The sequence below is a fragment of the Desulfovibrio sp. JY genome, from assembly GCA_021730285.1.
GTDB lineage: Bacteria > Desulfobacterota > Desulfovibrionia > Desulfovibrionales > Desulfovibrionaceae > Solidesulfovibrio.
Map to the genome: position 1 here is coordinate 3,848,428 of CP082962.1, position 13,463 is coordinate 3,861,890.

Sequence of the window (13,463 nt, forward strand, 5' to 3'; positions counted from 1 at the left end):
GCGGCCCCGCTTTTGGGGACCGCCCGGGTGTAGTACTACAAGCCGTACTTGTACAGCCAGTCGGTATGGGCCGGATTTTCGCCCTTGACGACCTGAAAGAAGGCTTTCTGAAGCGCCTTGACCACCGGGCCGGCATGACCTTCGCCGATGACGCGGCGGTCGACGGCCCGGATCGGGGTCAACTCGGCGGCCGTGCCCGTAAAAAAGACCTCGTCGGCCACATAGACCTCGTCGCGGGTAAAAAACTGCTCCACCACTTCATAGCCGAGTTCGCCGGCCACGGTGAGGATGCTGTCACGGGTGATGCCGGCCAGGACCGTGGTCAGGGGCGGCGTCTTGATGACGCCGTTTTTCACGATGAAGATATTCTCGCCCGAGCCCTCGGCCACGTAGCCGGCGGCGTCGAGCATCATGGCCTCGTCGAATCCGTCGGCCAGGGCTTCCATCTTGGCCAGCACCGAGTTGACGTAGTTGCCGGCGGCCTTGGCCTTGGCCATCATGGAGTTGACGTGGTAGCGGGTGTAGCTCGAGGTGCGGATGCTGATGCCCTTTTCCAGGGCCTCGGCGCCGAGGTAGGCCCCCCACGGCCACACGGCGATGGACAGCCGGATGGGGTTATCGGCGGGGTTGACGCCCATGGAGCCGGAGCCGACGAAGACCAGCGGCCGGATGTAGCCGGCGGTCATCTTGTTGGCCTTGAGCGTTTCCACGCAGGCGGCGGCGACCTGCTCCTGGGTGAAGGGTATGGTCAGCCCCAGAATCTTGGCGGATCCGAACAGCCGGGCCGTATGTTCCTTGAGGCGGAATACCGCCGAGGAACCGTCGACGCACTCGTAAGCCCGAATACCCTCGAACACGGCATAACCATAGTGCAGGGCATGGGTCAGGACATGCACATTGGCCTGATCCCAGGGCGTAAGCGTGCCATCCATCCAGATAAAATCAGTACGTAGCCCCATCTTCCTTCCCCCGTTGCGTATGGCCGTCGCCGGAACCATTCCGGCAGCGGCGTTTTGTGTCGCGTTTGCGTGACGTTGAAACGTAAACGTGGCATTGTAGGGGTTTTGCCCGGGAGGGTCAAGGAGGTCGGCCGTTTCAGACCGGCAAAGCCGCCTGGCCGGAACCGCGCAACTCGTCGATGAGGCTCTGCAAAATCCGGGTTTGTTCGCCAAGCCCGGTCACGGTCATCGTCGCGCGCTCCATGGCCTGGGCCGTTTCCCCGGACACCCGGTTGACGTCGGCAATAGAGTTCTCAATAGCGTCGGTGGCGGCGGACTGTTCCTGGGAAGCGGCGGCAATGGAGCGGACCTGGTCGGCGGCGGTTTCCACAAGGGAGACGATGGCGTCGAGGGCCTGTCCGGATTCTCCCGCCAGGGCGGTGGCCGATTCGATGAGGGTCACGGCCTCGCCCACGCCGTCGGCGCTTTTGCGGGTGCCGGCCTGGACATCGCGGATGGCCTGCCCCACCTCGGACGTGGCGGACATGGTCTTTTCGGCCAGCTTGCGCACCTCGTCGGCCACCACCGCAAAGCCCCGTCCGGCCTCGCCGGCCCGGGCCGCCTCGATGGCGGCGTTTAAGGCCAACAGGTTGGTCTGGTCGGCGATATCGGAAATGACGCCGAGAATGCGGCCGATGCCCTCGGCCCGATCGCCCAGTTCGGCCATGTCCCTGGCCAGGGTCAGAGCCTTGTCCCTGGTGGCGGTGATGCCGTCCACGGCCTTGCGCACCACTTCGGAACCGGCCAGAGCCCGCTCCCGGGCCTCGGACGCGGTCTGGGACGCGGTGGCGGCGTTTTGGGCCACGTCGAGCACGGTGGCGCTCATCTGGCCCATGGAGGCGACGGTTTCCGAGAGCCGCCCGGCCTGCTCGTCCGCGCCCTGGGTGGCCTGCGCCGTATGCTCGGCCAGTTCGCCTGCCGCGTCGGTGAGAACTTCGACAACATCGGCCAGTCGCCGGGCGGCATCGAGCATGCCCTCTTCCCGGGCCTTTTCGGCGGCCAGACGGTGCGCGTCGGCCTCGGCCGTGGCGTCGCAGGCCTTTTTGGCCTCGGCGGCGGCTTCCTCGCCCCGCCTTCTGGCCGCTTCCAGGCTCTCCCGCAGCGAGGCCAGCATCCGGCGCAAGGCGTCGGCCAGCTCGCCGATTTCGTCGCGGCCAACAACCGTCAGACGCGCGTCCAAATCGCCGTCGGCCACCGAACGGGCGAAAGCCACGCCCTTGCGCAACGGCCGCACGATGGAAAGGGTGACAAGGGTGCCGAGGGCAATGGAAAGCAACAGACAGGCCACGCCGGCCACGATCAGGACGAGGCCGCGCCGGCCGGCCTCCTTTTGTACGGACAAGGCCATGGCGTCGGCCCGGGCCCGGCTGCGTTCCAACAGAAAATTGAGCGCTGCCATGGCCTTGCGCAAGGAGATCATGGAGGTGCCGATGGACATGGTCAGGGCGTTGCTGCGCTTGTTGCGGGAGACCAGGTCCACCACCTTGGCGCTGGAGGCGCGCCAGTCGGCCAGGGCGGCGTTGAAGGCCTTCCACTGGGCGGCTTCCTCGTCGCCGCGAAGCAGCCCCTCCACCATGGCCCGGCCCTGATCGGCCAAGTCCAAGCCTTTTTGCAGGTTCTCGCGCTGTCGGTCGAATTCCTTGGAGTTGGCCAGTTCAGGAATGAGGATGGTGCGCTCGGCCGACTGGGCGGCGAGGATACCCTCCTTGACGAAGCCGAGCCCCTCGACGCAGGGCAGGGCCTGTCCGGCCACCTCCGAAACACCGGCCCCGGTCTGGCGCAGGCCCTGGTAGCCAAGCACCGCGATGCCCACGGTGATCAGCGCGGTGACGATCACGGAAACGAAAAGCCTCACTCCGACCCTGAACCGACCCATGGTCGTCCCTCCCTGGAACTGCTTGATTGGGAAACGGACGCTGCTTGCGCGCCAGATGCATGCCGCTTGTAAAAGTATTTCTGCTTATGCCATTTTTGTCAATTCAGGCAGCGCACTGAAAACAGGCGGGTAAAGCGGGAATACGACCCGCGCAGGCTGTGGAGCAACATGGACAATCAAGACAGCCGCTGGGCGCTCAAAAAAGAAAACAACGCCGACAGCCCCCAGCCACCCGGGGCCCACAACCGCTTATTCGAGCGGTGGTTCCGGCGGCATCTCGCCGCGCTGTCTGGAATCGAGATAGGCCATGAACGCCTTGCCCTCGGGAAATTCCGGATTGAGGCGCAGGGCATGGGTCAGCATCACCCGGGAGCTTTTCAGTCGCCCCTTCTCGTACAGGGTCCGGGCCATGTTGTAGAGCAGATGCTCATCGGTGCGACACAGGCGGTACGCACGGGTGTAATAGCGCATGGCCTCGTCGTACATGCCGAGCTTGCGCATCTGGATGCCGAAGTCGTTGAACAGATGCTTGTGCTCCGGGGTGAACGCAGCCTCGATGCACATGATCTTTTGAAACACAATGTCCGCATTGTGTTTTTCCTGGCGCTCAAGATAGGTGAGGCCCAGACCGAACGTGGCCTTGACGTGCTCCTCGTCCAGACGCAGCACGTTTTTATATTCGAATTCCGCCGTAAAGAGTTCCTGGCGCGCCCGATGCCGGTCCGCCGTGGCCACGGTCTCCTCCAGGCGGCGCATGACCGGCACGAGTTTGTTGATGTAGATGGACGGCTCGGGCAGATAGTCGGCCAGGAGGCTTTCCCTGGTGATAAAGCGCCTGGCGCCTGCGGGCATGAAGTTGCGGCTCAAGCGCTGGATGAGGATGCGGCCGTCGTCCTGCTCCACGGCGTAGATGAAGATTCGCTGGCTCAGGTGGCCAAGCCGTCTTTTGCCCTGAAATTCCTGGGCGTCGGTGGAAAATACGCCCTTGACGGGTTTGCGGCGGGGAGGAGCGGAATTTTCCATAGGCAAGAGGGTTGGGTCTGCCTACAATAGCCTTGGCCGACTTTTTCGGCAAGCACGTCCGGCGAGTTGACAGGTTTTTTTCCGGGCGCATATATCTCGAATTGCCGCGCGCTCGGCTGTCGGACGGCACGATGGCGCCCTGGCCGCGACCGGAACCGCACGCTCAGGAAAAACGCCCCATGCATATCGACGAATACCCCATCTTGGTGGAACAACTCTGCCCCGGACTTTTCATCCGCATCGACGAACCGGGACTCGCTCATCCGTTTCCGCCCAAGGGGTTCAAGCTCAAAAACGAAGCCGACGTGGCCAAGGTGATCGCCCTCGGCTTGGCCCATGTCCTTTGCCTGCCGGACAAATCCGACCGTCTGCCCATCTCGCTGGAAGAGATCGACGGCATGTCCGGCAAACCCCAGAAAGGCCCCTGGACCGCCGCCCGCACCCCGGTTTCGGCCGAACTCTCGAGCCTCAAGCGCGAAACCATCGAGCGAAACAAGGAGCGGCTGGAACGCTTCGCCAACTGTGAACGGCGCTACGCAAAGGCCATGGACAAGGTGGTCGAGGCCATAAAGCGCGTCTCCTCCCCCAGCGCCGAAGTGCTGGAAGCGGCCGGCGAGGTGGTCGGCCCCATGGCCGATGTGTTCCTGTCCGACCTCGATGTCCTCATCAACGTCATGACCGCCAAAATGCGGGAGGAGGCCAAGCACTACCACGCGTTAAACGTGGCCGTGCTGTCCATGATGCTGGCCAAGGAGATGGGTGTCGACAAAAAAGACATCGAGGAAATCGGCATGGGCGCGCTTTTTCACGATGTCGGCAAGGGCCGTGTGCCCATTCAGCGCTTCACCAAGGGCAACATGCTGACCATGAACAAGGTGCTCAAGGAATACTACATGGAGCATCCCAGGATCGGCTCAAAAATGCTGGCCGCCGTACCCGCCTTTCCTCCGGCGTCCCAGGCCCTGGTCCTGCAACACCACGAATTCGTCGACGGCTCGGGTTTTCCCGCCCATCTCACCGGTTCCGCCATCTCCCTCGGCGCCCGCATCGCCAGTGTGGCCGATGCCTACGACCGTTTCTGCAACGGCAGGGACGGCGAAGAAGGGCTGACACCCCATGAGGCCATGAAGGCCCTGTACAAGCATCGCGCTTTCTACGATCCCAAGGCCGTCACCTTTTTTATCCGCAAGCTCGGCGTCTACCCGCCCGGCACCCTGGTCACACTATCCAACGGCATGCAGGGCATGGTCGTTTCCGCCAACATGCGCGACTCCATGCGGCCGAGCATCAAGATTTACCATCCCGACATCCCCAAACGCGAGGCGCTGATCATCGATCTCGGCATCGAGACGGAACTGACCGTGACCAAGGCCGTGAAGCCTGCGGATCTTGCCCCGGACGTGCTCCACTACCTCAATCCCGGCAGGCAGGTTTCCTACTATGTGGACGCCGCACCCCGCACGTAAGGCGCCTGCCGCCGCGGCCAGAGGCACGCCGTGACCCGGCCGGGCTCCCCGGCCCAGGCCATCATGCGGACCCTGCGCACCGGTCTGTCCCAGCCGCCGGGGTCCGACCTGTCCCCCCTGGTTCCCCTGGCCAGACAGGCGCTGGCCTTTATCGACCGGGGAGCCTTCAACGATCCGGCCACGGCCGGCGAAGCGTCCGAACTGGCCTTTTTGCTGGCCGCCCTGCTCGCCGCCGGCGATGAGCACTTCGCCAGGCAGGCCTTCGGGCTCCTTTTCCGCCTCGGCGTCGAAGGCGAAGTCCTGGCCGTCATCCATCTGGAAAAACTGCCCGAGGACCAGGCCGTCTCCATCCTCGGTTCCCTCGGCGTCGAGGAAAAACTCCTTTTTGCCAATGCCTTTTACCGCCGCCCCCGGCCCTCGCGCCCCAAAACGGACCAGTATTGCCTCGAGATCATCGCCGACGTGGTCGAACGCGTGCCGGACGAACTGCTCATTCTGCTCGACCTCCTGGCCAACCGCCACGAATATCCGGCCCTGCCCGTGCGCAACGCCCTGGTGCGGGGCCGCCTCGGCATGTGGCTGCACCGGCTGTTGGACATGGACCTCTCCGCCGAGCAGACCCGGTACATGGCCCGTGTCGTCGGCCGCCTGCGCGAACCCACGCTGATCGAAAAGCTGGCCGTGCGCCTTGGCGAAATGGACGAGGTTTCCGCCGAAACGGTTTGCTTCGCCCTGGCCGAGACCCCCGGCGTCGACCCGGCCGTGGCGGCTGCGCCCCTGCGGGCCCTGCTGACCACGCCGGAACCTTCGCTTACGGCCGCCGCCCTGACCGCCCTGGCCCATTGCGACCCCGCCCAGGCCGCCGCCGCCGCCGCCGACTGCATCGCCAACGAGCCGGGCCGCACGGTCGAACTGGCCGCCTTTCTGGCCACCCTGCCCCTGACCGCCTTCGGCCAGTCCCTGCGGGCGCTTCCGGCCCAGGCGCGCCAGGGGACGCTGACGGCGGTCTATGCCATCCTGGCCGCCGCCGTCCCCCGGACCATGGAGATCGCCGCCCGGGCCGCGCTCAAATCGGGAATCGCCTCCCCCGACCTGGGGCAAGTGCTCTTAAACGATCTGGCCGCCCGGGCCAGGGCCGCCGCACGTCCTTTCCCGCCCCCCCCTCCCGTGCCCGGCCCGGCCGTGGCCCGGCAGGAGCAAAAGGGGCTTTGGGGACGCGTCAAAACCATGGTGGGCGGTCCGGCCGGGGAGGATGCGGACGGCAAGACCGAGGCGCTTCGCCGTACACTGGCGGCCGGCGGGGAAATCAACAACTTCCAGGCCTCCTGGGTGCGCCTGGACGGCGTGCAGGTAACCGGAGCCACTTTTTCCAAGGCCCTGTTTCGCGCGGCAAACCTGCGGCAGGCCTCATTTGCCAAGACGACCTTCACCAATTGCCAGTTCACGGACGTCGGCTTCGAGGAGGCCTCGTTTTCCCTGGTGGCGTTTCGCAGCTGCCGCTTCGCCGATTGCCGGTTTCCCAAAAGCATGCTCGAAAACGTGCGCTTCGACGCGTGCGAACTCCGCCTGTGCTCCTTTGCCTCGATCACGGGCCGCAACCTGGCCTTCGATGCGGTCGAAGCCTGGGAATGCGACTTTTACGGCGCCGCCGTCAGCGACCTGAAACTGACCCGCTGCCGGTTTCGGGGCGTCAGTCTGGTGCGGGCGGTGTTGCACGAATTTTCAGCCCGGGGCGCGCTTTTTTCCGATTGCCTGTTCGAGATGGCCTCCTTTCCCCGGGCCAACCTGCGCGGCGTGCGCACCAAGGGCTGCTATTTCGCCGGATCGCGCTTTACCGGCGCCACGGACGAACCGGACATCCTGGGGGCCATGGCCAAGGACGAAGCCGGCGCCCTGGCCGAAACCGAGATGGACATCCCCCTGCCTTCGGCGCTTGCCGCGGGCCCGGGCCTACGCCTTGTGGCCGCCTGTTGCGACGCGGCCTTTTTCTCCCGGGACGTGGCCCGGCGGCGGCGGGCATTTCTGGCCAACAACAAACGCAGGCTGTCCTGGGCCAGAAGGCGTCTTGGCGAAGCGGGCGCGGCCTTTGTGGACATGATGCCCGTTCTTATCGAAGCGCCCTTCGTGCGCGACGCCTCGGGCACGCGGCAAGCGCCGGCGGCGCGCATCGCCGGATACTCCCCCGACCTGCCGGCCGTGCGCCATGCCGCGCGGCATGGCGGCCGGACGATCGCGGACTGCGTCAGCCGTCCCCTGGCCCCCATCGGCGTGGAGGCGGTCTACACCATCGGCAGCGTGGGCACCGTGGCCCAGGGCGCGCAGTCGGATCTCGACGTCTGGGTCTGCCTGAATGAAAAGGCGGCCTCGCGCCCGGACTACGCGGCCTTTCAGGAAAAGCTCGAAACCATCAGCCAACAGGCCATGGCCGAGCAGGGGCTCGAAATCCATTTTTTCTGCATGACCGTTGCCGACGTGCGCGACAACGTGTTCGGCTATTCCGAGGACGAAGGGTACGGCTCGGCCCAGGGCTGCCTGCTCAAGGAGGAGTTCTACCGCACGGCCTTGGTCGTGGCCGGCCGCAAACCGGCCTGGTGGTGCATGGCGCCGCGCATCACCCCGGAAGCCTACGCCAAGGCGCTGGCCGGCCTTGTCCGGTCCGAACCGGAAATCGCGGCCGACACCCTGGATTTCGGTTGTGTGCAGTCCATCGCCGGAGACGAATATTTCGGGGCCTCACTGTGGATGATCGTCAAATCCTTAACGAGCCCGTTCAAATCCATCATCAAGTTCGGACTGCTGGAAAAATACGCCGCCGCCCCGAGCACGCCGGAACTGCTTTGCGACACGCTCAAGCAGTCCATCTTCAGCAACCTGAGCGGACTTTGGCATTGCGATCCGTACGCCCTGCTGTTCCGCGAAGTCAGCCGGCATTACGAGGCCGGCGGCCAGAGCGGGGCAGCGGAGCTGCTGCGCCAGGCGTTCATGCAAAAAACCGGCTTCGATCCTTGCGAGGAATACGTCGGCCGCGACGGCGACACCCTTCTTGACCATTATTTTCCCTATGCCCCGACGGGCGGCGGCGCTTGCCCGCCGCCGCCCAAACGGGAGGCCAAGACCGGACAGGCGAGCTTCGCCGCGGCCATGGCCCTCGGCGACGCCATCACCCGGTATTTTCTGCGCGCGTATGAACGGCTCAAGGAGCGAAGCCGGGAATTGGCCAGCGGCGGGGGGCTGACCGAGCGCGACCAGACCATGTTGTCGCGTCGCATTGCCGCCAGCTTCGGCCGCAAGGTCGGCAAGATCATGCGTCTGCCGTTCGTGCGCCCGGGGCATGACCTGTTCGATTCACTGGAATTCGGCTACGAGGAAATCGCGCCCAAGGAAAAGGGTTTTGTGCTGCGCGCCGAACCACGGGGAGGAGACGGCGAACGCGGGGCGCGAACGCGGGAAACCGTGCGCCAGGACGCCTCGCTGCCGCGCCTTTGCGCCTGGATCGTGGCCAACGAGCTCTACCGACCGGGCATGGCGCTTGGCGCATCGCCCCTGCCGGCGCCGCTCACCCTGCCCGATGCCACCGGGCTGCTCGCGGCCATCCACGACACATTCCCGGCCAAGGAGACCTTTGCCCCGCCGCTGTCCTGGGGGCTGGCTCCGGAACGCATCACCGCCGCCCTGATCGCGGTCAACCTGCTCGCCCCGCGCGAGGAACGCCGCACCGTGACCGCGGACGTGCTTTACGCCACAAGCTGGGGAGAACTTTTCCACCTGGAGCGCATCACGGGACTCGAGGCGCTCGACGATTCCCCGGCCTTTTTCCTGAGCGAGGCCGTGGAGACGGGACTGGCCCCCGAGCTGCGCCTCGCCATCCACGCCCCGGCCAAATCCCAGTGCCCGGCCGGCCGGCAGGCCAGACGCTAAACGCGCCTCGCCTGCCGTTACTGCGAAAACGGCCTCGAAAGGATGGAGCTCTTACGAGCGCAACACTAGACGCGGTTTTCCCGAACCGCTTCGACGGCCATTCCCGGTGGGACCCGGTAGAGCGCGTTGCCGTCGAAGTTGTGCTGGGCCCGGAACCAGAGCCAATAGAACGAGGGTTTGACGATGTGGCGGTTGCCGTGCCAGTCGAGCAGCATATGGCCCGACATGCCGATGGCCAGCCCCACACCCCAGGGCGCGGCCGCGCCCGTGCCGATGAGAAGCCACAGGAGAATCAGCCACTCGAAGCCGTGCATCACGAGATAGAGCTTCGTCAGCCGGCCCTCTTCGCAGCTTTTGAAAAAGTCCTCCACCCCGCCCCAGCCGCGATTGTGGATCACGTAGTCCGCTACGTGGTCAAGATCCATGAGAACGCTGGAGAAACCGGCCATGAACCCGGCCGCCACACTTCCCCCGGCGGCGGCGTAACCGGCCACGGCCAGCGGGATGGCGCTGAGGCAATGCTGATACAACTTCACTTGGGCAAGTCCTTTGCGGCCACGCGTCCGGCTTCGGTCAGCCGGCCGCTGTAGGCCGAGATGTCGTATTGATAATACCCCTTGTCGAAGAGAGCCCGGAAAAGCCGCCAGGCCTTTCCCGGCGCAAAGCCGAGCCGCGTCGCCACTTCGCCGGGCATGACGCGATCCGGGAAGGCCGCTTCCGGCTGGGCGGCCAATGCGGCCAGAAGCCGGACGGCCTCGGGTCCCAAGGGGTTTTTCTCTTCCATGCGCTTCGCCGGGCCTTCAAATATCGGGCTCCCTGCGATGTTGCAAGTCCTCCCCTCGGAGAAGAAAGACGGATTTCGCCTCACAGGAATCCGTCCTTTTCGGTTTATTCGGCCGGCTGGGGGGGGAGTGAGTGGGTGGTTTGTTGGGGGGGGTACGTTGGCAAGCTGGTCGGTTCGCTGGTTGGCCGGGGCGGGGGCAGGACGGCCGCGCGCGGCGCATATTTGAAGAATACGCCTTCGCGTCCGCCCTGCCCCCGCCCCGGCCCTGGTCACACTTCCGTGTCCGGGAGAAATGCCCGCCCGCTACGCGGATGTCGGGATGATAACCGCCTCGTACGGAAGCAACAGCACGCTATCCTCATTCCAACAGTCAAAACCGCCGACTCTGGCTGTGTGCTCAAAAAATATTCAATCTTTCCAAAATGTTGGATCTAAATAATTGAAAGAACCTTTTCTCCTCGGATAAAAAGCCCCCACACCCCTTGGAAAGTTTTTGAAGGGGGGTCCAGGGGGGAAACTTTTTTCAAAAAGTTTCCCCCCTGGCCGCCGGAGGCATTCCCCCTCCCTCTCCCCTATACTCCTGCTGCCTTGAAAGCGGCGTCGACGATCTCCCTGGCCTCGGCCTGGAGGGCCTGCAGGTGTTCACGGCCGTTGAAGCTTTCGGCATAGATTTTATAGATGTCCTCGGTGCCAGAGGGGCGCGCCGCGAACCAGCCGTTTTCGGTCACCACCTTGAGCCCGCCGATGGACGCGCCGTTGCCCGGGGCATTGGTCAGCTTGGCCACGATGGCCTCGCCGGCAAGCGTGGTGACGGTGACCATATCCGGGGAGAGCTTGGCCAGGGCGGCTTTTTGGGGTTTGCTGGCCGGGGCGTCGAGGCGTTCGTAGATGGGTGCGCCGAAGCGTTCGGTCAGCGCCGTGTAATGCTCGGCCGGGTCCTTGCCGGTCTTGGCCGTGATCTCGGCCGCGAGCAGATCCATGATGATGCCGTCCTTGTCCGTGGTCCAGACCGTGCCGTCCTTACGCAGATAGGACGCGCCGGCGCTTTCCTCGCCACCGAAGCCGAAGGAGCCGTCGATGAGCCCGGGGACGAACCATTTGAATCCGACGGGCACCTCGCACAATTTACGGCCAAGCCCGGCCGCCACCCGGTCGATCATGGCGCTCGAGACCACGGTCTTGCCGACCGCCGCGTCGGCGCGCCAGTTCGGGCGTGTGGTGAAGAGGTAGTTGATGGCCACGGCCAGGTAGTTGTTGGGATTTAAAAGCCCGGCCGAGCGGGTGACGATGCCGTGGCGGTCATAGTCCGGGTCGTTGCCGAAGGCGATGTCGTAGGACTGGCGGTGTTCGATGAGGCGGGCCATGGCATAGGGCGAGGAGCAGTCCATGCGGATCTTGCCGTCCTTGTCCACGGTCATGAACGAAAACGTCGGGTCGACCACATCGCTTATGAGCGACAGGTTAAGGCGGAAGCGTTCGACCATGGGTTCCCAGAACCCCACGCCCGAGCCGCCCAGCGGATCGACGCCAATGTGGATGCCGGAGTCGCGGATGGCGGCCATGTCGACCATGTTTTCCAGGTCGGCCACGTAGGGCATGACGTAGTCGTATTCCTCGGTGGTCGCGGCCCGAAGCGCGGCGGCGTAGGGCATGCGGCGCACACCGGCGAGTTTCTTCTCCAGGTAGGCGTTGGCCATGTCCTGGACGGTCCTGGTGATGTCGGTATCGGCCGGGCCACCGGAGGGGGGATTGTACTTGAAGCCGCCGTCGTCCGGGGGATTGTGGGACGGCGTAATGACGATGCCGTCGGCGTGGACCCCTTTGTGATCGCGGTTGAAGGTCAGGATGGCGTGGGAGATGACCGGGGTCGGGGTGTAGCCGCGTCCGGCCTGGATGCGGGTGGTAACGCCGTTTGCGGCCAGGACTTCAAGGGCGGTGATGAAGGCCGGCTCGGACAGGGCGTGGGTGTCCATGCCGAGAAAAAGCGGCCCGGTGATGCCCTTGCCGGCCCGATAGTCACAGATGGCCTGGGTGGTGGCCAGGATATGATGCTCGTTGAACGACCCGTCCAGGGACGAACCCCGGTGGCCGGAGGTGCCGAAGGACACCCGCTGCAAGGGATCGGCCGGGTCGGGAATGACGGCATAATAGGACGCAACGAGCCTTGGCACGTTGACGAGAAGCGACCTGGGAGCCGGCTTGCCGGCCAGCGGGCTTACGGGCATGGGAAGACCTCCTTGGTATGGACCCTCAGCATAGTGACCCAAAGGGAATCGGTCGTCCACATCCGGCGACGATTCGAGGGAAAATCGGGGCGGCGCAATGCGTGTCGCCCGGCAAACGGGACACTTGCCGGGTTTGGCCAGCCGGTCACGCTTGGCGAAGACGTACCCGCAGGCGAGGCAGTGCGCCGGATGGACGATGAGAGGCGAGCCTCCCCGACGAAGCGACCGGCGCACATGGTCCAGAGCGGCCAGCACGGCCTTTTCACCGGCCCGGACCTCCGCGGAAAGTTCCAGAGCCGTTGCCGGCTCATTCAAGAAGGACAACGCCTCCAGAAGTGCCCGGGCAAGGGTCTTTTCACGCGCGGCCGGAATGGGAGCGGCTTTGGGGCGCATAGCCGGAGCCATTTCCCGATCGGGACTCAGGCCAGATATTTTACGATGTCGTTCGCCGTGGCGTAAACCATGAGCGCAATAAGGACCAGCCAGCCGCAGACCGCCGAGGGTAGGTAGAAGCGGGCGAAGCGGGAAGCGCAGCGCTCGAGGCTATCGAATACGATCTTGCCGCCGTCGAGGGGCGGCAGGGGGAGCAGGTTGAAAACGGCCAGGCTCATGGAGAGATAGCCGCCGAATAAAAACAGCCGGACCGTCTCGCCCCGTACATACCGCCCGCCTTCGGCCACGATGCCGACAAGGCTGCTGAGTTCCCCGGCGTGGCGAAACAGTTCCGGAATGGACGACAGGATCAGCCCCGCGCTTTTGGCCGTCCAGACGAACGGCTGCCACAGCGCGGCAAGGCCGTGCGCGCCGGGAGTCAGAAAGCAGGCCACGCCATAACAGCCGCAGGCGGCAAGCACATTGGCCAATGGACCGGCCAGGGAGAAAAGCAGACGCGCCGCCAGGGGGCGGGCAAGGTAATCGCGGGAATCGATCAGGTCGAGCAGCACATAGCCGCCAAGGGGCACGGCGGACAGGCAATAGCGGGTGCCGCCAAACGACCGGCTCCACAACACCGGCCCGAAGCCCAGGGAAAACCGAGCGACCGGCAGGCCAAGGGCCTTGGCGGCCAGAAAGTGGCCCAGTTCGTGGATGAAGACGAGTATCGCCAACAGCGCGATGACAGCGACGTAGGGCATGGCAAGCCTCCGTTACGACGGTGCGCCCGAAAAAGCCTAG

General features: G+C 64.8%; 9 protein-coding genes. 2 read left to right on the forward strand and 7 right to left on the reverse strand.

The annotated features are described in order from the left end of the window. Positions 1-35: 35 nt before the first annotated feature. From K9F62_17265 to K9F62_17275, 3 genes are all read right to left on the reverse strand, one after another. Entirely contained in the window at positions 36-959 is a 924-nt protein-coding gene (locus tag K9F62_17265; GenBank protein ID UJX40430.1) for a branched-chain amino acid transaminase, read from the reverse strand. A 136-nt stretch (positions 960-1,095) separates the two neighbouring features. Then, positions 1,096-2,874, reverse strand: coding sequence for a HAMP domain-containing protein (locus tag K9F62_17270; protein ID UJX40431.1), 1,779 nt, complete (start codon positions 2,872-2,874; stop codon positions 1,096-1,098). A gap of 249 nt (positions 2,875-3,123) precedes the next feature. Then, the gene (locus K9F62_17275; GenBank protein UJX40432.1) at positions 3,124-3,897 is read right to left on the reverse strand and encodes a tetratricopeptide repeat protein; all 774 of its coding nucleotides are present in this window, start codon (positions 3,895-3,897) and stop codon (positions 3,124-3,126) included. A 179-nt stretch (positions 3,898-4,076) separates the two neighbouring features. On the opposite strand from K9F62_17275, the gene K9F62_17280 reads away from it, so the two are divergent. Beyond that, positions 4,077-5,363: a DUF3391 domain-containing protein gene (locus K9F62_17280; protein UJX40433.1), complete on the forward strand. Its 1,287-nt coding sequence runs from the start codon at positions 4,077-4,079 to the stop codon at positions 5,361-5,363. Between the two features lie 30 nt (positions 5,364-5,393). Then, complete coding sequence (locus K9F62_17285) at positions 5,394-9,281, forward strand: class I adenylate cyclase (GenBank protein ID UJX40434.1); 3,888 nt, start codon at positions 5,394-5,396, stop codon at positions 9,279-9,281. 65 nt (positions 9,282-9,346) lie between these two features. Here the strand turns inward: K9F62_17285 and K9F62_17290 are convergent, their stop codons facing one another. The 4 genes from K9F62_17290 to K9F62_17305 all read right to left on the reverse strand — a co-directional run bounded on the left by K9F62_17290 (position 9,347) and on the right by K9F62_17305 (position 13,423). Continuing rightward, the gene (locus tag K9F62_17290) at positions 9,347-9,817 is read right to left on the reverse strand and encodes a hypothetical protein (GenBank protein UJX40435.1); all 471 of its coding nucleotides are present in this window, start codon (positions 9,815-9,817) and stop codon (positions 9,347-9,349) included. Continuing rightward, the gene (locus tag K9F62_17295) at positions 9,814-10,065 is read right to left on the reverse strand and encodes a hypothetical protein (protein ID UJX40436.1); all 252 of its coding nucleotides are present in this window, start codon (positions 10,063-10,065) and stop codon (positions 9,814-9,816) included. Before K9F62_17295 ends, K9F62_17290 begins: the two co-directional genes overlap by 4 nt. A 572-nt stretch (positions 10,066-10,637) precedes the next feature. Further along, positions 10,638-12,290, reverse strand: coding sequence for a phosphoglucomutase (alpha-D-glucose-1,6-bisphosphate-dependent) (pgm, locus tag K9F62_17300; GenBank protein UJX40437.1), 1,653 nt, complete (start codon positions 12,288-12,290; stop codon positions 10,638-10,640). A 419-nt stretch (positions 12,291-12,709) separates the two neighbouring features. Next, positions 12,710-13,423, reverse strand: coding sequence for a site-2 protease family protein (locus K9F62_17305; GenBank protein ID UJX40438.1), 714 nt, complete (start codon positions 13,421-13,423; stop codon positions 12,710-12,712). Between the last annotated feature and the right edge of the window lie 40 nt (positions 13,424-13,463).